Origin of the sequence: Trinickia sp., assembly GCF_051953955.1 — a bacterium.
Lineage (GTDB): Bacteria > Pseudomonadota > Gammaproteobacteria > Burkholderiales > Burkholderiaceae > Trinickia.
This window is the reverse complement of the sequence record NZ_JBQCIF010000096.1, coordinates 1-23,010: the sequence shown is the minus strand read 5'-3', so window position 1 is coordinate 23,010 and position 23,010 is coordinate 1. Positions and strand designations below refer to the sequence as shown.

The window sequence follows — 23,010 nt, the reverse complement described above, 5'->3', positions numbered from 1 at the left end:
CAAGCAGACGTATTCAATGCGCTGCGGCAAAGACAGATCGGTCTAATTGCTTAAAAGCGCCAACCGGTGGGAATAAAGCGCGAATATTGCATTGCAGCAATGAGAGGGACGATCTCAGGGAATATCCTGAGTCGAAAGCGGGCGTACGAAGCGTTTAATTCGCGGCGCGAGTGGGCGTTTGGGAGTGAAGGGTGGGCGTCCAAAAGCCCGGGCGCCGTGCAACGAGTTCGCCTAGCCGCGGGCGAGCGATGATTCGCCGGGCCGCCCCCGGGCAGGCCGCGGTGGACTATGCAGCGCGGGCGGCGGCTGGCAGGGCTTGTGGCGCTTGCGCCGCGGCGACGCCATGCTTTGCCGCACTGGCTCGCTTGGTCTTCCCCGCTCGGGAAGGAGGCTGGCAGGCGCCGCAGACCACGTTGTGCTGAAGGTCGTGCTTGTGCGCGACGAACTTGCCGCTGCAACGGCAACAGCGCGTGAGCTGCAGGATGTCGGCGTCGAAGAAGCGCACGAGCGTCCAAGCGCGCGTGAGGTCGAGCACGGGCTCTGCGTCGCTGTGCTTGCAATGCTCGAGGTACAGGCGGTAGCCCTTCGTCAGCGCGTCCAGATGCGAGCATCCGGCTTCGTGCTTGAGAAAGACGTACGTGTTGTAGAAGAGGGACGCGTGGATGTTCGCGAGCCACGTCATGTACCAATCGGCCGAGAAGGGCAGCATGCCCTTCGGCGGCGAGACGCCCTTGATCTCGCGATAGAGGCGGATCATGCGATCGCGCGAGAGCGTCAGTTCACTCTCGAGCACCTGCATGCGCGCGCCCAGTTCGATCAGCGCGATGGCACGAAAGACTTCCTGGGCGTCTTCCGTCAGGCTCTTTTTTTGGACCACGACGCGGCCTCCTCGGCTTACGCGAACTGCTCGGCCGGTTGGCTGGCGAGCAGAATGGCGGTGTGCGTGGCGGCCACTTCCGCATTCTTCGCGGTTTGCGTCAAAGCCGACAGCATGGCGTGGTCGTTGAAGCGGAAGAAGCACAACAGCTGATCGGAGGAGGCGAGCTTCACGCTTTGCGCGAGCGTAAGCCCGGCAAGCAAATCGGCCAGCTCCGACGACAGGCCGAGACGGAACATCCCGATGGCCTTGTCTTCACGCAGCATGCGCTGCGCTAGCATGATGTACGACAAATTAATTTCGCGGATAGAGTCCAGCGTCTCGCTGCGGCGGTCCATTTCTCACGTTCCCGAAGCCCCGTTGACCCGGTCCGGTATTTTCTACCGTGTAATCTAGTCGCTCGCGGGGACGGTATCGTTTGCGCGACCCCGGTGCGTCATTTGATACAGCTAGTTACAACTTGTAACACCATGGACGCATTCTAAGAAGCGCTTTTACCGAAATCAATCCCTTCCCAATAAAATGTAGGAAAAAAACACGTTTTGCGTTTTCGGCAAATTTTTCACGGTTTTGTAACAGGAAAAATTGACCGCATTCAATCAGGGGTTTGCCGGAGGGAAGTCGGCGGGAGGTCAGCGGTCATCCGCCATGCGGGTGCAGCCACTGTTTCGCGACGGGCCACAGCACGGTCGCCCACGTCATCGCGCAGATGACCAGTGCGATCAGCACCGCAGCGCTGCCGCAATCCTTTGCTCGGCCCGACAGTTCGTGGCGGTCGAGCGAGATGCGATCGACGACGGCCTCGACCGCCGAGTTCAGCAATTCCACGAGCAGGACGAGCAGCACCGTACCGATCAGCATGACTCGCTCGATCGGTGTCACCGGCAACAGCAGCGCGCACGGCACGAGCACGACGGCGAGCGCGGTCTCTTGACGAAACGCGCTCTCCGAGCGGAAGGTCATGTGCAGGCCGTCGTAGGAATGCTTCAGCGCGAACAGCGCGCGCAAAAGTCCGGTCCGCTTTGGGGGCAAGTCAGGTGCGGCGTGAGAGGAGGGGGAGGAATTGGTCGGACGGCCCATCGAGGGTATACCTATATGTCTATCGGCCGGCTGCGAAAACCTGCAAAAGCGATGCGCCGGCATGGCGGAAAAGTGCGACAAGTTTGTCATACTTCTCTGCTATCCTAACTGGCTTTCGCGCAGCGAAAGCGCAACAAAAGTCGAACTTATGTTCGGCGATGCGAGCGGGCATAGATCGGGTCGCAGAGCTAGACGCAGCGCGCCCACTGGTCGATTTTCGCCGTTTCATGATGCAGGCGGTCGACGCGATCGGCGCCGCGCGAGAATCCAAACGTTTGTCACTGACTGTTGTTCCTCCTATATAAACGTTGTATAAATCCGCCCGCGTCCGGCTACGGGGAAGCAACGGCAGGCGGATGAGCGGCGGCGCGGCAAACGCGTTTCCGATAAACATAAAAAGGGGCTGCAAGCTTGCATGCCACCGTTCGGCATTAACCGGACCGTCAATGAAATTTGCTCTATCGACTTACGTTTGCACGGCGGCACTGGCCGGCTGGCTCGTTGCTCCTTCGTCACTCGCGGCGCCTCTAGCTGCCGCTTCCGCGCCACCAAGCGCGGCGGCAGCGTTTCCGGGGAGCAATCCGGCCGCGCCCGCCTCCTCGACGGTGTTTACGTTTGCGACGCTCGGCGCTTACCAGCCGCTTCATTTACGCGGCCCCGACGATACGCGCACGGTCAATGTCGGCGTGCGGCTCGATCGCGTCGTTACGGCTGCGACGCTGCGGCTGCGGTACACCTATTCGCCGGCGCTGATTTTTCCGCTTTCGCATCTGAAGGTGTCGATCAATGGCGAGGCGATCGCGACCGTACCGTTCGACAGCGAGCACGCGGGCCAGATGATCACGCGCGACATCCCGCTCGATCCGCGCTTCCTGACCGACTACAACCAGCTCAACGTGCAATTGATCGCGCACTACACGCTCGATCATTGCGAGGACCCCGAGAATTCCGCGCTCTGGGCGGACATCAGCCCGACGAGCGAAGTTCGGCTCGATACGGCGCCGCTCAAGCTGCCCGACGACTTGAGCTTGCTGCCCGCGCCGTTCTTCGATAGACGCGATCCGACGAAGTTGCGGCTGCCTTTCGTGTTGCCGGCTTCGCCCGACGATTCGACGCTCGAGAGCGCCGGCATCTTGGCATCGTGGTTCGGCGAACTCGCCGATTACCGGCAAGCGCGGTTCTCGGTCTCGACCGCACTGCCGACGGATGCGCACGCCGTCGTCGTCGGCACGCGCGCGCAGTTGCCCGCGGAGCTGAAGTTGCCCACCATCGACGGCCCGATGCTGATCATGTCCGACAATCCAGCCGCGCCCAACAAGAAGCTGCTGATCGTCACGGGACGCACCGACGCCGAAGTGAAGCAAGCCGCGGACGCGCTCGTGCTCGGCAAAGCCGCGCTCTCGGGGTCGGAAGCGACGGTCGAGCATGTCGATATCGGTCCCGAGCGCAAGCCGTATGACGCGCCGCATTGGCTGCCGATCGGGCGCGCGATTCCCTTCAAGCAACTCGTCGACGATCCTAAGCAACTGCAAGTGGCGGGTAGCCGGCCTGATGCGATCCGCTTGAATCTGCGCGTGCCGGCCGATCTTTATTCGTGGAGCGGGCAGGGCGTGCCCATCGATCTCAAGTACCGCTACACGGCACCAACGGTGCAGAACAACTCGGCCCTTTCGATCTCGATCAACGACCTGCTCGTGAAGTCGTTGCGCCTCCCCCCGGCGAAGGACCAGGACGGCAAGGGCCGGCTGCAGCTGCCCATCCTGGGCGGCGCCGATGCGCGCGCGGCCGATTTGCTCGACATTCCGGCCTTCCGTGTCGGCAGCTCGAATCAGCTTCAGCTGAAATTCGATCTCGACTCGCAAAAGACGGGGCTGTGCCAAGGTGTCGCGCAAAATCCGGTTCGCGCTGCCGTCGATCCCGATTCGACCGTCGATTTTTCGCACTTCGTCCACTATGCGCGGATGCCGAACCTCGCGTATTTCGCCAATAGCGGCTTTCCCTTCACGCGCTATGCCGATCTCGCACAAACCGCCGTCATCGTGCCCGAGCAGCCGGGCACGCAAGACCTCGATGCGCTGTTGACCGTGCTGGGTCATATGGGACAGTGGACGGGATTCCCGGCGCTGCGCGTGCAAGTGCTGCGCGCCGGGCAAGCGCAGCAGGTCCAGAACAAAGACTTGCTGCTGATCGGCGATAGCGGCTCGGCCGTGCTGCCGCCCGCTTGGCGTGCCGCGCTGCCGTTGTCGATCACCGAGGGGGCGAATGGCGGCCAAATGACTCGGACGGCCTTCTCGGTCAAAGAGTATTGGCGCGACGGCGTGCAGGTGCACGAAGGCAGCGCCCGGATCGGTGAAAGCGGTCCGATCGCCGCGCTGCTCGGCTTCGAAGTGCCGGGCACCCATGGGCGCAGCGTCGTCGCGATGACGGGCACTTCGCCGTCGCAGCTCGGCACCTTGCTCGACGTGCTCGAAAAGCCCGATCGCGTGGCTCAACTGCAAGGCGACGTCGCGCTCGTTCGCGACGGGCGGATCGAGAGCATGCGCGTTGGCGATACCTATGTCGTCGGCTACGTGCCGTGGTATGCGCAGATTTGGGGGCGTGCCATTCGCCATCCGGTCTTGCTCGGCGTGCTCGGTGCGCTCGGCGGGCTGCTGCTGGCGATCGCCGCGTTCACCGCGTTGCAAGAATTGTCGTCGCGGCGCCGGGGGATCTGACGGATGGCGTGCACCGATAACCGGCGTTCTCTCGGGAACGCGGCGCAGTGGGCGCTTTGCGGCATCGCCGCGGGGCTCGTGACCGGCTCCGCTTGGGCCGCGGCACCGGCTGGCGCGAGCGCGGCCGCTGCCCCCGCCCCCACGCCATCGGCGTGCGCGCCTTCGTGGCCTCGCTGGGAGCAATTCAAGCATGGGTTCTTATCGGCCGACGGACGCGTGATCGACGTCGGCTCGCCCGATGAGCGCACCGTATCGGAAGGGCAGGCCTATGCGCTGTTCTTCGCGCTCGTCGCAAACGACCGCGCGACGTTCGACGCGCTCTTGCGTTGGACCGAGAACAACCTCGCGAGCGGCGACCTCGCGAGCCACTTGCCCGCTTGGCTCTGGGGGCGGGACAAAGACGGCACATGGCATGTGCTCGATGCGAACGCGGCATCGGACGCCGATCTCTGGATGGCGTACGTGCTTTTACAGGCCGGCACGCTCTGGCACGAGCGCAGCTATACCGCGCGCGGCACGGTGCTCGCCCGGCATATCGTCGAGCAAGAAACCGCAACCGTGCCGGGACTTGGCTTGACGCTGCTGCCTGGCCCGCAAGGGTTCCATCCGAATCCCGACGAGTGGCGCCTGAACCCGAGCTATATGCCGTTGCAAGTGTTGCAAGGGCTCGCGGAGCAATTGCCCGTCGATGCGCGCTGGAAACGGCTGACCGACGCGGCATCGACGGTCTTGATGGACACCGCGCCGCACGGTTTCGCGCCCGATTGGGCGCGCTATCGAGCGGGGCAGGGTTTCTTGCCCGACACCGATACGCAGGCCAAGGGCAGCTATGACGCCATTCGCGTCTACCTCTGGGCCGGCATGCTCGATTCGGCGCAGCCCGGCGCGAAACAGCTGTTCGCGCGCTTGACGCCGTTCGCCGATTACATCGCCGAGCACGGCGCACCTTACGAATCGATCGACACCGCGAACGGGCAAACGAAGCAAACCGGCAATGCAGGCAACGCGGGCTTTTCCGCGGCGGCCGTGCCGTTGCTGACCGCACTCGGCCGGCCTGGGGTAGCCGATGCGCAGCTCCAGCGCGTGCTGTCGCTCGAAGCGCGCGAGCCGCTGGGGTACTACTCCAGCGTGCTGGCGCTGTTCGGGCTCGGGTGGCGCGACGGGCTTTATCGATTCAAGGCCGACGGCACGCTCCACGTGAGGTGGAGGTCCGCATGCCCGGGCGCGGCGCGATGACGCGGCGTGCGCGCGGCAGCGCAGTGGCCTTCGTTCGATGCACGGTGGTGACGGCGCTGACCTGTGCGGTCGGAGCCCAAGCCGCGAACGCGCTCGAGTCGGCGCGTTCGCTCGATGCGCCCGCTGCGGCCCGGCCGATCACGCCCGAGGCGCGCCTGCTCGCCACGGCGCGATTGTGGGCGGCCAAGCATCGCGACGACCTTGCCTTGCAAGCCGTGCAAAAGGCGTTGCTGCTCGCGCCCAACGATCCCGTGCTGCTCAGCGAGGGCGTACGGATCGAGTTGCGGCTCGGCCAAGCACGCGCGGCGGCGGCGTTGCTGGACCGACTCAGGGTGCTGCAGCCGAATGCGCCCGTGACGCAACAGCTCGATGACGAATATCGCGCGGTCACGAGCGGCCGCGGCGAGCTCGCGACGATTCGGCTGCTTGCGCGCAGCGGGCAGAGCGAAGAGGCCGCGCGACGGCTGCGCGTATTGTTTCCGCATGGTGCCCCGCCCGGCGCGCTCGGCGCAGAGTATTACCAGATTTTGTCGGGTACACCGGCCGGATACGCGCAAGCGGTGGCCGCATTGCGCCAGCGTGTGACCGGCGATGCAACCGATACCGCGGCGGCGCTTGCGCTCGTCGACCTGCTCAATCGGCAAAGTGCGACGCGGGCCGAAGCCAACCGGCTCGCCTCCTCCTTGGCGCAGCGCAAGGACGTCGACCATACCGAAGCGATGAATGCGTGGCGCAGCGTGCTGCAGTCCGCCGGCGCGGACCCGGCCTATCGCGATTCGATCCACGCCTATTTGGCGCTCGAGCCCGACGATACCGAGTTCAAAGACCGCGCGGCGACGCTCGATGCACAGCGGCAAGCGCAATTGAAGCTCGAGCGAGATCCCGATTACATCGCGGAGCATCAGGGGCTGCGCGCCCTTGCACGCGGCGATTTGTCCGCCGCGGATGCGCAGTTGACGCGCGCGGCAAAGGCACGCGCGAGCGATGCCGATGCCGTCGGCGGTTTGGGCCTCGTGCGATTGCGCGAGGGACGGCAAGACGAGGCGCGAGCGCTGTTCCTGCGCGCCGCCGCGCTCGCGCCCGACGACCGCTCGAAGTGGGAGGGCCTTGCTCGCACGGCGCTCATCTGGGGCACGATTGCCAAGGCTCGAGAAGCCGCGGCGGCGGGCCGTGCGCAGGATGCGCAGCGCGAAGCCGAAGCGGCACTTGCGCTCGACCCGGCCAACACGCAGGCAAAGCAGTTGCTGGCCGATGCTTGGCTCGCACAGCGCGATTGGGTGGCGGCCGAACCGCTGCTCAGGGAATTGCTCGCGGGCCGCCAGTTGAATTTGGGTGCGGTCGAAAGCATGCAGACATTGCTGCGTCAGACAGGGCGGGAAAACCAGATCCCCGGACTGCTCGACGCGTTGACTCAGCGATTTCGCGATCAGGCGGACCGCCGGGGCCTCGCCGGGTTGCGCGCCGACGTCCTCACGCTGCAGGCCCAGCGCTTCGTATCGGCAGGCAAGCTCGGTCCCGCAGCCGAGGCCTACGAAAAAGCGCTGCGCCTCGCGCCCGATGCGCCGTGGACGCGTTTCGCGCTCGCGCGCCTGTACCGGGACCTGGGGCTGCCTCAATTGGGCCGCACGGTCATGGACGATGGGCTTGCCGCCAACGCTTCGCCCGAGATGCGCTACGCAACCGCGCTGTACCGCAACTCCATCGACGACTTGACCGGCGCGCAAGCCGCGCTCGCGGGCGTGGCACCCGAGGCGCGCACGGACGGGATGCGCGCGCTGGCGCGCCGGATCGACGCGCAGCTGGCGCTGCAGCAAGCCCGCACGGCGTTCGCGAGCGGCGACCGGGACGCGGCGGCGCGCGCGTTGGACGTGGCACGCGCGAAAGGAAGCGAAGACCCCTACGTCACGGCTTCGATCGGCGCCTTGCTCATCGACGAAGGCCGGCCGGACGAAGGGCTCGCGCTCATGCGCGATTGGATGGCGAGCCACCCGAACGAGACCGACGTCGACGTCGAGCTGCGCTACGGCGATCTGCTCGGCAGCGCCGAGCGCAACGACGCATTGGCCGATTGGCTCGCGCAGTTGCGCCGCGAGCCGCATTTGACGGCACCGCAGAGCGCGCGTCTCGAGGATCAATCGTTGCGCCTGCTGCTGCGCGAGACCGACGCCGCGCTCGAGCTGCGCGACTACGCGCAGGCGCGGCGCATCCTGGCGCAAGCCAGCCCAGCCGGCAAGCGCGACAAGCGCTATGCGCTCGAAGTGGCCGATCTCGAACGCATGCAGGGCCGCTACGACGCCGCGCGCGCGGCGTTGGCGCCCGTGCTCGCGCAAGCGCCGGGGGACCCGGACGCGCGGCTGGCGCTCGCCCGCGTGCAGGCAGACAGCGGCCATCGCGACGACGCGTTGAGGATCGTGCGCGAGGTGCTCGAGCAAGCACCGCCCGACGACGTCGACACGCGTCTGTCGGCCGCGCGCCGGCTGACTGCGCTGCGCCGTCCGCAAGAGGCCGAGCAATTGACCGATGAACTGCAACAGGCATACCCGGCTCGCCCCGACGTCACCGTCGAGGCCGGACGCGTGGCCGAGGAACTCGGCCAGTACGAACGGGCCGCTGCGCTCTACCGCCGCTCGATGGCGCAAGAGCGCGCGACGGGCGTGGTGTCGCGGGCGCCGGACGGCACGCCGGGACAAGCGGCGTTGGCCGATCTCGAGCAGCGCCGCGACCCCGAGATCGAAGCCGGCTGGATTCCGCAGTACAAGTCCGGCGACGCCGGCATCTCCGACTACCATGCGCAGCAGGTGCCGATCTACATTCAGGTGCCGTACCGCTACGACGGGCATGTCTTTTTGCATCTCGATGCCGTGCACTTGGACGCGGGCACGCTGTCGATCACGAACCCGCCGTCGTTCGCCCTGACGAACTTCGGCACGTTCTCGGCGTTTTCGTCGGTGCCGAGCTCGGTCTTCTTGCTGCATCAGCAAGCGAACGGCATGGCGCTCGGCACGGGGTACGTGTCCGATGCCTGGCGTTTCGATATCGGCACGACACCGCTGGGTTTTCCGATTCACTACCTCGTCGGCGGTGTCCGTTATCGTTTCGATGCAGGGCCCGCGAGTTTTTCGCTCAGTGCTTCGAGGCGGCCCGAGACGAGCAGCGAGCTGTCGTACGCGGGCCTGCGCGATCCTTGGACGAACGCCGTCTGGGGCGGCGTTCGCCGCGATGGCGTGGATTGGCATACGGGTATCGATTTCGGTCGCGTGAACGTCTTTTCCGAAGTAGGCGCAGGCGTGCTGACCGGTAAGAACGTGGCCTCGAATCAGGAGATGACGCTGCGAACGGGCTTTACCGCGCCCGTCTACGAAGGCCGCAACATGCGCGTCAGCACGGGCCTCGTCGGCAACTTCTGGCACTACGCGAACAATCAGCGCTTCTATACCTACGGGCAAGGCGGCTACTACAGCCCGCAGCGATATTTGTCGTTGGGCGTGCCGATCGAGTGGATCGGCCGGCGCGGCGGGCTGAAATGGGATTTGACGGCCACCGTGGGCGCGTCGAATTCCTACGAAAAAGATGCGCCGTTCTACCCGGTGGGGGTGCCCATTGCGCCGGACCAGTTGTCCGCGCAAGGCGCCGGCCTCGTTCACACCGGCTCGTCGACGAATGGGCTCGGCTTCTCGTACGGTTTCAGAGGCATCGTCGAATACCGGTTCAATCCGCACCTGGTGGCGGGGCTCAGCGTGAACATCGATCATGCGCATGATTACGCGCCGAGTTCGGGAATGGTGTACATGCGATATTCGTTCGATGCACGGAAACCGGACACGAGCCTGTCGCCGCGGCCGGTCAGCCTTTATTCGAGTTACTAGCTTATGGACGAACCCAAGCAACCCGCCTACGAGCGTGACGAGACGCGCGGGCCCGCCAGGACTGCCGGGGCCGGCGTGCGCGCCGCGAGCGTGCGAGCGAAACGCTTCGGCGTCTTGTTGCGCGATGCGCTTGCGCCGAGCGCATCGGCCGGAAGCCGGCTCGCAATCGATGAGCTGCCCGACGAGGTCGCCCAACTGGCGCCGGGCAACTTCTACGCGATCTATGCAAAGCCGCGCACGACCGCCTGCGACGCGTTGATCTGGGGCACGGCGAGGGCGGCCCACACGCGCCATGTGACGATCGTGCTGTCGCGCACGCGTGCGCAAGCGGCGCTGCGCATGCGCGAGCTCGGGTTCGGCCCCGGCAGCCCCGCGCGCGGGTGGCCGCGCAACCTGAACGTGCTCGCGATGCCCGAACCGGTGCAGGGCGACGACGTCGATGAGGCCGACGCAACCCTACCTGCGAGGGCACCGGAGCACGGTGCGCGCGTCGCATTCGCGCGGTTGTTCGGTGGCCTGCGCTCGCTGAAACGATTCGGTTTTCATGCAAACGCGTTGTATTTCGTCGAGGGAGCCGAGCGCTGGCTGACCTGGGGCGACGCCGACGCGTTGGCGCGCGAAGGCCGCTTATTGGCCAACTGGTGTGCGGCGCGGCGGATCGCGCTCGTACTGCTGCTCGATCCGTCGAAGATCGGCGGCGTGGCGGGCGATCCGGACGCGGCGAATGCCGAAGGCTTGATGACCGACGAGCTCGCGCAACGGGCCGGCTACCTCGAGTTTCATGGTGCGTGCGCGGGCGTTGCCCGAATGGGGCGCACGCACGGCGAGCTGCTTTGGCATGTCGACTTCTGGCGCTCCGGACGCGCATTGGCAACGGGCGAGACGCGAGCGCTGCGCTTCACCGAGGACGGACGCCTGAGCGTCGCCCCCGAGTTGGCGGACGGCCAAGCGCAAGCGGCGCTGCGCCTCGCGCGGGATGAAGCACGCGTGGTTGCCACACGCGCGATCGTCGGCAACGAAAGCTGGGTGCCGCCGGAGTGGGAGATCGTCGACGATCAGCAGGCGGCCGTGACGGCTTGCATCGGCGCCCAGGCGGCCACCGTCTTGCTCGATTACCGCGACGGCTCGACGCTCGAGCCGCTCTGCGCCGCGGTGCATACGCTGCGGCGCGAGTGCGGCCGCGCCTTGAAGATCGTTGTCGTCGAGCGCCGCGAGGCGCTGCGTCATCAATACGAACTGCTGCTGCTGAGCCTCGGCGCCAATCTCATCGTCGGGCGCGAGTTGCCGTTCTCTCGTTTGCAGTCGCTGCTGCGCTCGCTGAAGGGCCAGCTCGATACGCGGCCCGTGGCGGCCGATTATCAAACGGCGTTGGCAGCCGCGCTGACCGACGACGTACGCGGCTACCTGCCCGTCGCGGCGTTTTGCGAACGCGTCGAAGCCGTGCTCGCACGCGGCACCGTACTCGATTTGCCGCATGTGCTGGCGAAGATCACGCTGCTGCCCGATGTCGCTCATACGCAGGCGCTGCAACACTGCGCGCCGCGTCGTGCCGGAGACGTCGCGACGGCAGACGCCGCGCATCTTTACTTGTTCTTGTTCGCGTGCCGATTGCCCGATGCCGACATTGCGCTCAAGCATATTTTCACCGTGCCCGTCGAACATCTGTCCGATCGCGTCGTCTATCTCGCCGAAGCGAGCATCGAGCGCGAAGTGAAGGCCCTGGCCGAAGCGAATCGCCGCGTGCCGATCGCCGATTACAGCGACCTGTTTCGCGTGATGCCCGCACGCGAGCCGCAGCGTGCAACAGGGAAGGCTCAGGCGTTCGGCACGCCGTCGTCGCTCGGCGATGCGGCATCGCAGCTCAAAGCCGTGGAAACCGTGCTCGAAAGCATCGATGGAGACGGGACGGTACCGCGCCACGCGGCGGACGGCTCCGCAGCGAAGCCCTCGCAGGCCGTTGCCGGCGATCCGTCGGCGAATCGTCCGGTGGCGCGCCTCCCCGCCTACCGGCGCCATGCCGAACCGTGGCCGATGCCCGTGCGCGGCGAAGAGGGTACCCCATGATTCCGTTCGTGATTCTCTGTTTTGCAGCCGGCATCGTGATCGCCATTCCGGTATGGATCGTCTCGCAGCGTTTCGGCGCGAGCCGCGGGTTGCAGGCCGCGCGCCGTTTCAATCCCGACGATGCCGTCCCGTGCGTGATCGAGCCCGTCGCGCTCAAGGGCCGTTTGATGCCCGACCTCGAAGGCGTTGCGGACGAAGGTGGGCGCAACGAACAAGGAGGCGCGCGATGAAGACCGTGGCGCTCGTATCGACGGCAGGCGGCGCCGGCCGAACCACGCTCGCGGCTGCGTTGTCCGTCCTGCTCGCGCGCCGGGGCCGCCCGGTGGCGGCCGTGGATCTCGATCCGCAAAACATGCTTGGTGCGCATTTGGGCTTGGACACGTTTGCTCGCGTCGGCTTCGGCCACGCAATGGCGGGGCAGGTCGAGCCTTGGCAAGGCAACACCTGGCGCAACGCCGACGGCGTGCTCTTCGCGCCGCACGGCGAAACCACGCTCGCCGAACGGACCGCTTACGAGGCGAGGCTCGCGGCCGAGCCACGCTGGTGTGCGCAGGCGCTTGCTCGAATCGACCTGCCGCCGCGCGGCGTCGTCTTGCTCGATACCGCGCGGTTCCCGTCGCAGCAGGCGGTCCACGCTTTGCGGGCGGCCGATCTCGTGCTGTGCGCGACGCCACCGGAGCCGGCTGCGTGCGCGACGCTGGCGCGCTGCTTTCCAAGCCTGCGCAATACGGCCGCTACGGTCAAAGTGGTCGTCAATCGGCTCAATCCCGCGCGCGAAATGCAACGCGACACGCTTGCGCTCCTGCGGGCGGCCGTCGGCGATGCGCTCGAACTCGCGCATCGCGTGCACTTCGATGCGGCCGTGCCCGAATCGCTGGCGCGCGGAGGATGGATTTTCGATGATGCCCCTCACTCGCAGGCATCGCACGATTTGCACGGCCTCGCGAACTGGCTCGACGCATGGCTCGACGGAAACATCGCCGGCGATTCGGAGCGTACGCGATGACGAGGCGCGCCGACGGCACATCGCACGACGCTCGCGCGCGGCTGATCGATTGGATCGCGCGGGGCCTCGGCCTGCCTGAGCGGCGCACGTCGCTCGACTGGTTCGTCCGGCTCTTGTTCATGCCGCCGCGGCCCGGCGAGCCCGATCTGCCGCGGCGCTGGGCGCGTTCGGCGTTCCTGTGGCTCGCGGCGCAATGGGGCGTGCTCGATGCGCGCAGCATCGGCTCTTGGCTCTGGCGCGCCTTCGTGCGGCCGCCGAGGCCGCTGGCTCGGCAGGGCGAGTCGCGCGCGCGCGAAGTGTTCGATCGCGTCGAGCGCTGGGTGCTGCCGGCCGCGCTCCTCGTGCGCGGCGCGTGGCGGCGCTTCGAGGCGCTTGTCGCCCTGCTGCCCTGGCAACGGTGGGGCGATGCGCTCGAACACGGCACGGAGCGCATCGGTCACGTGCGCTGGCTCGTGCCGCTGCTGGCGCTCTTCGGCGCACTGCTGTGGGCCGGCGTGGGCGCCTCGCCGCTGCAGGCAGGCGGGCAAGCGCAGTTCTTCGCGCTCACGATCGTGCTCGCCCTTGTCGTGCGCCGCTTCCCCGGCCGAGTGCCCGTGCTGATTCTCGCGTCGCTCTCGCTGCTCGCGATGGGGCGCTACATCCTCTGGCGCGTGACGGAAACGCTGGCATTCCGCACACCGATGGAGGCCGTCGTCGGCTATGCGTTGTTCTCGGCCGAAATGTACACGTGGTTCGTCATGACGTTCGGGCTGATCCAAACGGCATGGCCGCTCAATCGAACGATCGCCCGGCTGCCGAGCGATCCGTCCACCTGGCCGACGGTCGACGTCTATATCCCGACGTACAACGAGCCGCTCTCGGTCGTGCGCCCGGCCGTCTTCGCGGCCCAGGGGATCGACTGGCCTTCGTCGAAGCTGCGCGTGTATTTGCTCGACGATGGACGCCGCCCTGAGTTCGAGGCGTTTGCGCGCGAGGCGGGCATCGAGTATCTGACGCGCACCGACAACCGCAACGCAAAGGCGGGCAACATCAACGCGGCGCTGACGCGCACGCACGGCGAATACATCGCGATCTTCGATTGCGACCACGTGCCCACGCGCTCGTTTCTGCAGATGACGATGGGCACGTTTTTGCGCGACTCTAAATGCGCGATGGTGCAAACGCCTCATCACTTCTTTTCGCCCGATCCGTTCGAGCGCAATCTGGGCACGTTCAATCGCGTGCCGAACGAGGGCAAGCTGTTCTACGGCCTCGTGCAGGCGGGCAACGACCTCTGGAATGCCTCGTTCTTCTGCGGTTCGTGCGCGATCATCAAGCGTGAGCCGCTCGAAGCGGTGGGCGGCGTGGCCGTCGAGACGGTCACGGAAGACGCCCATACCGCCTTGCGGCTGCACCGCCAAGGCTATACCACGGCATACCTGCCCACGGTCCAGGCGGCCGGCCTCGCGACCGAGAGTTTGGCGGGGCACATCAAGCAGCGCACGCGCTGGGCGCGCGGCATGGCGCAGATCTTCCGCATCGACAATCCGTTCCTCGGGCGCGGCTTAGGCTTGTTCCAGCGGCTGTGCTACGGCAACGCGATGATGCACTTCTTCTACGGCGTGCCGCGCTTGGTCTTCCTCGTCATGCCGATGGCGTACTTGTTCTTCCAACTGTATTTCATCAACGCCGCGGCGACGACGATTGCGAGCTACGTGCTGCCGTACATCTTCCTCTCGAACATCGCGAATTCGCGCATCCAAGGCCGATACCGGCATTCGTTCTGGGCGGAGGTCTACGAATCGGTGCTGGCCTGGTACATCGCATTGCCGACGACGTTCGCGTTCTTCAGTCCGAAGCACGGCAAATTCAACGTCACCGAGAAGGGCGGGCGCGTCGACCAAGGCTACTTCGACTGGGCCGTCTCGAAGCCCTATCTGGTGCTGCTCGGCTTGAACGTCGTGGCGTTCGCCTCGGGTGCGTATCGGCTCGCGTTCAATGCGAACGGCGAAGGGCCGACGATCATCATGAACATGGTTTGGACGCTCTACAATCTCGCGCTGCTCGGCGCGGCGGTGAGCGTGGCCAGCGAGGCGAAGCAAGTGCGCGTCACGCATCGCATTGCGATGCGCGTGCCGGCGACGCTGTTGTTCGCGGACGGCACCACGCTTGCCTGCACGACGAGCGACTATTCGACGGGTGGGCTAGGGCTCGAGTTGCCGGTCGACGATCTTACGCTCGATCGCGGCCAGGCCCTGCATGTCACGCTCGGCCGCGGCGATCGCATCTTCCATTTTCCGGCGCGTGTGACGCGTCTCGCCGGCCGCCATTTGGGTTTGCAATTCGAGGCGCTCTCGCTCGAGCAGGAGCGCCAGTTCGTGCAGTGCACGTTCGGCCGCGCCGATGCCTGGCTGAGCGGTGAAGAGCGCCCGGTCGACGATATGCCGCTGGCCGGGTTCAAGGAAGTGATGTTGATGGGTGTGGAAGGGTACGCGAGGTTGGCGCAAGGCGCGATGCGCTCGGTTCGCTCGCTGCTCGCGCTCGATCGGGCTCGGTATTGGAAATAATTTCATGACGTTTTGGAATCTCTATTTCATCCTCAAGCTGTACCTGTTCGAGACAGGGCACCTCAATCCGGTATGGCTCGCGAACATCGCGTTCATCGCCGCGCTCGCATTGACGAGCCCGATCCGGCAGCGCAGCCTGCGCTTCGTCCGGTTCGTCGTCGGCCTGTGCATCGGCATACCGCTGCTGTACTACGAAGCGATCGTGCCTCCGTTCTCGCGCGTGATCGAGGAGGCGAAGGGCCTCGAATCGTTCACGGCGGGCTACTGGCTCGAACTCGCGGGACGCTTCTTGCCGCCGATGCTGATCATCGCCGTCATTGCCGTGATCGTCGGGCACTGGATCGTCAATCGCTGGCTGCGCGTCACCACGTTCGTCGCCGTGGCGCTCGTCGCATTGCCGATATGGCATACCGTGAGCCTCGCCATCACGTCCGCGCAGAGCCGCCCTGCGAGCAATGGCGCCAACACGGCCGTCGTCGAGCAGCCGCTCGATCACAACGCCGCGCTCGCCGCATTCCGCACCGCGGAGTCGCAGCGTCAAGTCACGTTCGGTAAGCTCAGCAGCAATCCCAATGAGCAGTTCGACCTGATCATCCTGCATATCTGCTCGCTGTCGTGGGACGACCTCGACGTCGCCAAGGCCCGCGACAATCCGATGCTGAGCCACTTCGACTACTTGCTGACGAACTTCAGCACGGCGGCGAGCTACAGCGGCCCGGCGGCGATTCGCGTGCTGCGCGCGAGCTGCGGACAGGAGGCGCATGCGGATCTGTACAAGCAGGCGCCGCAGCAATGCTATTTGCTGAACGATCTGGCCCGCGCCGGCTTCACGCCGCAGATCTTGATGAATCACGACGGGCATTTCGACAACTTCATGGACCTCGTTAAGACCAACGCGGACGTGCCGGGCGTGACGATCGAGTCGAATGCCGATGCGAAGGTGACGATGCACGCGTTCGACGGATCGATCATCCACGACGACTATTCGACGTGGGCCAATTGGTACGCCAAGCGCGCGCAAACGCCGGGGCCGGTCGCGCTCTACTACAACACGATCACGCTGCACGACGGCGACAAGGTCATCGGCAAGGAGCAGTTGTCGAGCATCGAGTCGTATCCCTACCGCGTCAATACGTTGATGAACGAGGTCGATCAACTGGCCGATCTGATCGCGAAATCAGGCCGGCGGGCCATCATCGTGTTCGTGCCCGAGCACGGCGCGGCGTTGCGCGGCGACGCGAACCAGGTTGCCGGATTGCGCGAAATTCCGACGCCGCGCATCATCCACGGGCCCGTTGGCGTGCGGATCGTCGGGCTGCCCGGCGCGCACGGGCCGACCACGGTCATCGATACGCCCACGAGCTTCTTGGCACTCGCGCAACTGCTCTCGAACCTCGTATCGAACAGCCCGTTCAAGCCCGGCGTCGCGTTGTCGCAGTACGCATCCGCATTGCCGCAAACTCAGATGGTCGGCGAAAACGAGGGCACCGTGACGATGAAGACGCCCACCGGCTATGCGGTGAAGACGCCCGACGGCGTATGGGTGGACCAGAAATGAAGATCGACGAATCCCAGGGCCGTGGGTGGCCCATCAATGACATCGGCGGTCTCGCACGCGAGGTTCCCGAGGTCGATCCGCGCAGGTATTTCGACGAGCAGGCGCGCCTCGCCTACGAGGAGGCGCTCGTCAAATGGCCGGTGCTGGCGCGGTTGATGGGGCTCGTCGGCGACGCCGATGCGCCCGAACCGCGCGACGAGGAGAACGGTGCGAGCGAGAGGCCGTTGCCCCCGGGATCGTCGCGCTGACGAGATTCGCCGCGACCGAGGAGTGTCGGCCTCTCACCGAGAAACGGCGAACAGCGTAGCGTTCATCAACAGCTTGAACGCCTCGCCGGCCAGCACGGCGCCGGCCACCCCCGCGCACCAGAGCGCGATGAACCATGCCCAGCGCGGCAATGTGCGGCGGCGCTGAGACTTGGTCCTAGTGATAGTGATGCTCGCCATGGCGCACCTTCCCGCGAAAAACCCAGTAACCGAGCATCGTGTAAGCGAGGATGATCGGCAAGATAATGACGGCACCCGTCAGCGTGAACCTGAGGCTGCGCTCGGGCGCCGCAGCCTGCCAGAGCGTGACGGACGAGGGGATCGCGTACGGCCATAGCGTCGCGAGCAGCCCCGCGTAGCCGAGCACGACGAAGCTCGTCGCCAGCACGAACGGACGCGTGTGGTGACGATCGCGTGCGGCGCCCCGCATCAGGTATGCACAGATCGCGACGAGAAACGGCGCGGGGAGCATGCGGTGAAACCACTCGCTGCTGAACCAGCGCGCGGCCACTTCAGGTTCTTGCAACGGCGTCCAAATGCTGACGGCGGCGATGAACGCCACGAGCACGAGCGTGAACGGCCAGACGAGCCGATGCAGGCGGCGTTGAAGGTCGCCCTCGGTCTTCGCGACGAGCCAGCAGCAGCCGAGCAGCGCGTAGGTGGCGACGACGCCGAGCCCGGTCAGCAGTGTGAACGGAGTGAGCCAGCCGAACGCGTTGCCGGCGAACTCGCCGTTTTCGAGCGGAATGCCTTGGACGAATGCGCCGAGCGAAATGCCTTGAAAGAACGCAGCGCCGGCGGAGCCGCCGATGAACGCGAGGTCCCACAAGTGCTTCGTGCGCGAGGCTTTGCCGCGAATCTCGAACGAAACGCCGCGCAGGATCAGGCAGGTCAGCATCGCGACGAGCGGCAGATACAGCGCCGACAGCACGGTGGCGTAGACGAGCGGAAACGCGCCGAACAACGCGGCGCCGCCGAGCACGAGCCACGTTTCGTTGCCGTCCCACACCGGGGCGACGGTGTTCATCATGAGATCGCGTTCGCGCGCGTCGGGAAAGAGCGGGAAGACGATTCCGATGCCGAGATCGAAGCCGTCGAGCACGACGTAGAGCAGTAGGCCGAGCGCGATGATCGCGGCCCAGACGACGGTGACATCCATGGTGATCCTCGAATTGCGTCAGTGATAGATGTGTTGCACGGCAACGATTCGATGCGGCGAGCAAGCAGCTGCGATCAGGTTTGCTCGCATCAAGCCGGGAGCGCGGCCGTGCCTCGGCCGCCCGGGTGCGGTTCGGAGGCATCGTCGGCGTCGTTGTCGTGATCTTTCGCAGCTTGCGGGCCTGCGTGCATGAGCTTGAGCATGTAGTAGATGCCGGTGCCGAACACGAGGAAGTACACGACGACGAACGTCATGAGCGAGAGGCCCACCTGCTGTGCCGAGAGAGGCGAGATGGCCTGCGAGGTGCGCATGACGCCGTAGACGACCCAGGGTTGGCGGCCGACTTCGGTGGTGACCCATCCGGCCAGCAGCGTGACGAAGCCGCTCGGACCCATTAGGAGTGCGAAGCGATGAAACCAGCGAGCATCGTAGAGCCGGCCTCGCCGTGCGAGGAGCCGCGCGGCGACGGCGAGCACGATCATCAGCATGCCGAGCCCGACCATGACGCGAAAGCTCCAAAACACGACGGGCGCATTCGGGCGCTCGTCGCGCGGGAACGTCTTCAGGCCGCGAATCTGCCCCTCCCACGAATGCGTGAGCAGCAATGAGCCGAGATGAGGCACGGACAGCGCGTAGCGCGTCGTTTCCGCCTGCATGTCCGGCAAACCGAAAAGGTTGAGGGCCGTGCCGTTCGTTTCGGTCTCCCACAGACCTTCTATGGCGGCGATCTTGGCGGGCTGATAGCGCAGCGTGTTCAAGCCGTGCTGGTCGCCGACGAAGGCTTGCAGCGGGGCCAGCGCGAGCAGCAGCCACAGCGCCATCGAGAACATTTTCTTGACCGCGGGATCGCGCCGGCCCTTCAACAAGTGCCACGCGCCGGTTGCGGCAACGACGAGCGCGGCGACGAGAAACGCGGCCAGCGTCATGTGGACGAGGCGGTAGGGGAATGAGGGATTGAAGATGATTTGGAACCAGTCGACGGGAACGGCGTGCCCGTCGGCGATCGTGAAGCCTTGCGGTGTCTGCATCCAGCTGTTGGAGGCGAGAATCCAGAACGCCGACATCAGTGTGCCCGCGGCGACCGTGAGCGTCGCGGCGAAGTGCGCGCGAGGCCCGACGCGTGTCCAGCCGAAGAGCATGATGCCGAGAAAGCCCGCTTCGAGAAAGAAGGCGGTCATGACTTCATAGGTCAGCAGCGCACCTGTGATCGGCCCGGCGAACTTCGAAAAACCGCCCCAGTTGGTGCCGAATTCGTAGGCCATGACGACGCCCGATACGACACCCATGCCGAAGGCGACGGCGAAGATCTTCGACCAGAACAGGCACAAGTCTTTGTAGTACGCCTTGCCGGTCTTGAGCCACCGCCATTCGAGCACGGCGATGAAGCTTGCGAGCCCGATGCTCAGTGCCGGGAAGACGATATGAAACGAGACGGTGAAGGCGAATTGAATGCGCGCGAGGTCGAGCGCGCTGAACGATGACGATTCCATGGCGATACCGTTGACGAGCGACGCGCGCCGGCCGTTGTCGACGCGCACTGCATGTGCAGCCGGTCGCAAGCGTAGATCAACGAGGGGAAAAATGCTGCACCGCGCGAGAGCGTGCGGATGGGAGGAAGGTGCGGCAATTTACCGTATCGACACGTTTAACGCGCTGACGGGAAAGTGAAAAATCGACGCGCCGCAGCATCAGCCGCATGCGCCGCATTGGGCACTCTGCGGCAATACATCGCGCCGGCGTGCGCTGTCGGCGGCTGACTGAATTCCTGCTACGGCTGCGGAGTTCAGACGCTGAGTGGTCGGCCCGCGCTCGATTGCTATGCGAGGCTGTGCGTATCGAGCCATTCGCGCAGCGCGTTGTTCATGCGAGTTTGCCAGCCTTCGCCGGTCGTTCTGAAGCGCTCGATGATGTCGGCGTCGTAGCGCACGGTCAGCGCCACCTTCGGCCGCTCGAGCTTGGGCCTTCCACCGCGCCGCTTCATCTGCGCGAACTGTTCGTCCGATGGGACGAAAGTGTCAGGGTCGGCATCGATGCCGAGTTGAATGGCTGCGTCTTCTTCAGGCGTCGGTAGGTGCAGTTTCGGTTTGCTCGACATAGCGTTTGACCTCTCGTGAATTCGCCCTGCGCAGGCTGATGACTCGGAATGTGCCGCCGCGTTGCGTGAACACGACGCAGTACAGATACCCATCGATCGGGGCATAGCCGATCTCGCGCAACTCGCCATAGTCGCGGCGGTCGTCCGGCGCGGACCAAACCTCCGGCCAGTCGATCGATGCGGCAAGCCTCAGCGAGACACCGTGTTTTCGCCAGTTGGCCTCGCTCTTGGCTGGATCGAAGGTAGTTTTACATGTTATTGTAGTTACGAAAAACATGGAGCGCAACCCTTAATTTGTAGTAACAAAAATGGGTGACCCGCGCCTGGGTGATCGGCCGCTACAAGGTGATAGCGGGGGAACTTGCAAAGAGAGGGAACTGAGAGTCGGGCACGGGAAGCCACGGCGTCCGAGCATAGACGCCGCTTTTTCCCGTTGTCGCTGTCGTGCTGAAAATCAGTCGGAATTACGGTAAGGCCGCGTCGCGGCCCCGCGTCATTACGCTAGCTTCGTCATTCGCCCGGCGCGTATAGATCGAGCAATTTGAGCGTCACGCCGTTGGTCCAGCCGAAGCCGTCCTGCAACGGATATTCACCCCCGCCGCCGCCGCCGGCATTGGGGCCCTCGACGACATATTTCTCGACGAGCTTTTGATCCGAGGCATAGACTTGCTTCACGTCGGCAAGAAAGCGCGTGCCGACGTCCTTGGCGAATTTGGGGTCCTCATAGTGCTGCGCGCCTTTGATCGTCAGCCAATGCAATGGCGCCCATCCGTTCGGTGCATCCCATTGCTGTCCTGTTTGCACGGTCGTCGTCGCAAGGCCGCGTGACTTGAGCAACTGAGTTTGCACGGTATGAAGGGTTTCGCCAGCGCGCTTCGGCCAAGCAGCCCGCACGAACAACGGATAGACGGCCGCGGCGGATACTTTGTTCGTGAGCTTGCCGAGGCGCCAATCGTAATCGCCGTAATAGCCTTTCGGATTCCAAAGATATCGATTGATGCCTTCGGCGCGCCGCTCGGCTTTTTTTACGTAATCGGCCGTGCATCGGAAATCGAGCGCGTACGCGCAGCCTTTTGCGATCGTCACCTCGAGCGAGAACAGCAGGCTGTTCAAGTCGACGGGAACGATCGAGGTCGTGCGAATCGTGGAAAGCGTCCTGCCGTCGCCGAGCCAGCGCGAACTGAAGTCCCAGCCCGATTCGGCGGCGGCCCGCAAATCCCGATAGACTTCTGTCGGTTCACGGCCGGACGCTTGCTTGGCCGTCGTCACGTCTTCATAGTAGGACTCGTCGCGCGGCGTATCGCGCGCATCCCAATAGCGGTTCAGCACCGTGCCGTCCTTGAACACGACGACGTTGCGCGCGGCGTCGCCGCGTGGTGTCGTGCCGGCATCTTGCATCCAATAGGCGTATTCCTTCTTCAGTTCGGGCAGGTACTTCTGGTAGGCACGTTCGCCCTCTACCTTGGCGGCGAGCTGAACCATGAGCCCGAAGAACGGCGGCTGCGAGCGGCTCAGGTAGTACGTGCGGTTGCCGTTCGGAATGTGACCGAATTGGTCGATCTCGTAGGCGAAGTCGTCGAGCATGTCGTCGACGAGATCTTCGTGATGCGCCTCCTGCAGACCCAGCATGGTGAAGTACGTATCCCAGTAGTAGCCTTCGCGGAAACGTCCGCCGGGCACCACATACGGCTTGGGCAACGGGATCAGCGAGCTGTTCGGTGGAACGTCGGACGCGGTGGTCGTTCTCGTCAGTTTGGGCCAAAGCCAGTCGATGTGCTCGCGCAGCGTTTGACCGCTCGGCGGGGTGATGACGGGCTCGCTCGGCAGCGTGAAATGCGCGAGAACGAACTGCTTCAAATCGAAGTTCGGCTGATTCTTCGATTGTTCGTACTGCTGAACGATCGATGCCGGGTCGCTCATGGGCACGGCATCGACGAATGTCTTTTGGTCGGGGAAGATTTGCTGCATTTGGACGGCGACGAACAAATCGCCATAAAGCTCCGAGGGCGGGGGCGGCAGCGTCGACGCGGCAGCGGCGTAAGAGAGCGGTAAAGCGGCGAGCCCCGCGACGAGCAAGAGGGAAGCTACGCGGGACGTGCGCGCGCTCGGGACGCGCCGACGGCGCTCGAGGGACGATTCGAACATGGATTCTCCTGGGATTGGGATGGTTCGTTCTTGGTCCCCTCGTTTTTATTATCGATAGGCAGTGGTATATCCTCGCGGCGGTTCGGCGATTTTGCACAGCGAGAAATGAAAATAAATCGAGGGAAAACGCGCACGCGTCGAGGACTAAGCGATTTCCATCTCGGCCGCCGAAATGAACAGGCCGTGCGGTCTATTTAGATGGCGTTTTCGATGCGCGAGTCGAGCGGAATCGGGCGGGATCGAGAGCGGGATTATCCGGCGATCGAAACCGCGATGGGGGACCGCCGTTGAAAACGAAACGCGGGGGGCCCGGCCCGCACAACCCCGCGCCGCGCCGTTGGGGGACGGCGCGGCCTCCTGGCCACCGCTCGGGACCTGCTGAAGGCCGTCCGCCGGCT

The 23,010-nt window shown here is 65.0% G+C and carries 18 protein-coding genes; 9 read left to right on the top strand and 9 right to left on the bottom strand.

The features are described 5' to 3' along the window. Positions 1 to 286: 286 nt before the first annotated feature. From flhC to ACTHNZ_RS18760, 3 genes are all read right to left on the bottom strand, one after another. Entirely contained in the window at positions 287 to 877 is a 591-nt protein-coding gene (gene flhC, locus ACTHNZ_RS18770; RefSeq protein ID WP_440544060.1) for a flagellar transcriptional regulator FlhC, read from the bottom strand. A gap of 17 nt (positions 878 to 894) precedes the next feature. Beyond that, the gene (gene flhD, locus ACTHNZ_RS18765; protein ID WP_440544059.1) at positions 895 to 1,215 is read right to left on the bottom strand and encodes a flagellar transcriptional regulator FlhD; all 321 of its coding nucleotides are present in this window, start codon (positions 1,213 to 1,215) and stop codon (positions 895 to 897) included. A 301-nt stretch (positions 1,216 to 1,516) separates the two neighbouring features. Beyond that, a complete protein-coding gene (locus tag ACTHNZ_RS18760; RefSeq protein WP_440544058.1) occupies positions 1,517 to 1,885 on the bottom strand; it encodes a diacylglycerol kinase in 369 nt (122 codons plus the stop codon). A 518-nt stretch (positions 1,886 to 2,403) separates the two neighbouring features. Between ACTHNZ_RS18760 and bcsB the strand changes: the two genes are divergently transcribed. Genes bcsB through ACTHNZ_RS18715 form a run of 9 tightly spaced genes read left to right on the top strand, consistent with a single transcriptional unit; the run spans position 2,404 to position 17,195 of the window. Then, the gene (gene bcsB / locus ACTHNZ_RS18755) at positions 2,404 to 4,671 is read left to right on the top strand and encodes a cellulose biosynthesis cyclic di-GMP-binding regulatory protein BcsB (RefSeq protein WP_440544057.1); all 2,268 of its coding nucleotides are present in this window, start codon (positions 2,404 to 2,406) and stop codon (positions 4,669 to 4,671) included. A gap of 3 nt (positions 4,672 to 4,674) precedes the next feature. After that, positions 4,675 to 5,907 (top strand): cellulose synthase complex periplasmic endoglucanase BcsZ, encoded by a 1,233-nt coding sequence (bcsZ, locus tag ACTHNZ_RS18750; protein ID WP_440544056.1) that lies wholly within the window; start codon positions 4,675 to 4,677, stop codon positions 5,905 to 5,907. Continuing rightward, entirely contained in the window at positions 5,886 to 9,773 is a 3,888-nt protein-coding gene (locus ACTHNZ_RS18745; protein ID WP_440544055.1) for a cellulose synthase subunit BcsC-related outer membrane protein, read from the top strand. Before bcsZ ends, ACTHNZ_RS18745 begins: the two co-directional genes overlap by 22 nt. 3 nt (positions 9,774 to 9,776) lie before the next feature. Beyond that, the gene (gene bcsE, locus ACTHNZ_RS18740) at positions 9,777 to 11,837 is read left to right on the top strand and encodes a cellulose biosynthesis protein BcsE (RefSeq protein ID WP_440544054.1); all 2,061 of its coding nucleotides are present in this window, start codon (positions 9,777 to 9,779) and stop codon (positions 11,835 to 11,837) included. Next, positions 11,834 to 12,067, top strand: a complete 234-nt coding sequence (locus ACTHNZ_RS18735) for a hypothetical protein (protein ID WP_440544053.1) — start codon at positions 11,834 to 11,836, stop codon at positions 12,065 to 12,067. The genes bcsE and ACTHNZ_RS18735 overlap by 4 nt, the downstream gene beginning before the upstream one ends. Next, the gene (bcsQ, locus tag ACTHNZ_RS18730; protein ID WP_440544052.1) at positions 12,064 to 12,843 is read left to right on the top strand and encodes a cellulose biosynthesis protein BcsQ; all 780 of its coding nucleotides are present in this window, start codon (positions 12,064 to 12,066) and stop codon (positions 12,841 to 12,843) included. Before ACTHNZ_RS18735 ends, bcsQ begins: the two co-directional genes overlap by 4 nt. Then, entirely contained in the window at positions 12,840 to 15,389 is a 2,550-nt protein-coding gene (gene bcsA / locus ACTHNZ_RS18725; protein WP_440544050.1) for a UDP-forming cellulose synthase catalytic subunit, read from the top strand. Before bcsQ ends, bcsA begins: the two co-directional genes overlap by 4 nt. 4 nt (positions 15,390 to 15,393) lie before the next feature. Then, positions 15,394 to 16,947, top strand: a complete 1,554-nt coding sequence (gene bcsG / locus ACTHNZ_RS18720; RefSeq protein WP_440544049.1) for a cellulose biosynthesis protein BcsG — start codon at positions 15,394 to 15,396, stop codon at positions 16,945 to 16,947. Then, positions 16,944 to 17,195, top strand: coding sequence for a hypothetical protein (locus tag ACTHNZ_RS18715; protein WP_440544048.1), 252 nt, complete (start codon positions 16,944 to 16,946; stop codon positions 17,193 to 17,195). Before bcsG ends, ACTHNZ_RS18715 begins: the two co-directional genes overlap by 4 nt. 33 nt (positions 17,196 to 17,228) lie before the next feature. Here ACTHNZ_RS18715 and ACTHNZ_RS18710 read toward each other — a convergent pair whose 3' ends face one another. The 6 genes from ACTHNZ_RS18710 to treA all read right to left on the bottom strand — a co-directional run bounded on the left by ACTHNZ_RS18710 (position 17,229) and on the right by treA (position 22,612). After that, complete coding sequence (locus ACTHNZ_RS18710) at positions 17,229 to 17,393, bottom strand: hypothetical protein (RefSeq protein ID WP_440544047.1); 165 nt, start codon at positions 17,391 to 17,393, stop codon at positions 17,229 to 17,231. Continuing rightward, positions 17,371 to 18,372 carry a cytochrome d ubiquinol oxidase subunit II gene (gene cydB / locus ACTHNZ_RS18705; protein ID WP_440544046.1) on the bottom strand — a complete coding sequence of 334 codons (1,002 nt, stop codon included), beginning with the start codon at positions 18,370 to 18,372 and terminating at the stop codon, positions 17,371 to 17,373. Before cydB ends, ACTHNZ_RS18710 begins: the two co-directional genes overlap by 23 nt. 89 nt (positions 18,373 to 18,461) lie before the next feature. Beyond that, a complete protein-coding gene (locus tag ACTHNZ_RS18700; protein ID WP_440544099.1) occupies positions 18,462 to 19,862 on the bottom strand; it encodes a cytochrome ubiquinol oxidase subunit I in 1,401 nt (466 codons plus the stop codon). A 326-nt stretch (positions 19,863 to 20,188) separates the two neighbouring features. Further along, positions 20,189 to 20,467, bottom strand: a complete 279-nt coding sequence (locus tag ACTHNZ_RS18695) for a BrnA antitoxin family protein (protein WP_440544045.1) — start codon at positions 20,465 to 20,467, stop codon at positions 20,189 to 20,191. Further along, on the bottom strand, positions 20,430 to 20,744 hold the full coding sequence (locus tag ACTHNZ_RS18690; protein WP_440544044.1) for a BrnT family toxin: 315 nt from the start codon (positions 20,742 to 20,744) through the stop codon (positions 20,430 to 20,432). Before ACTHNZ_RS18690 ends, ACTHNZ_RS18695 begins: the two co-directional genes overlap by 38 nt. 233 nt (positions 20,745 to 20,977) lie before the next feature. Further along, a complete protein-coding gene (treA, locus tag ACTHNZ_RS18685; RefSeq protein ID WP_440544043.1) occupies positions 20,978 to 22,612 on the bottom strand; it encodes an alpha,alpha-trehalase TreA in 1,635 nt (544 codons plus the stop codon). Positions 22,613 to 23,010: the final 398 nt, after the last annotated feature.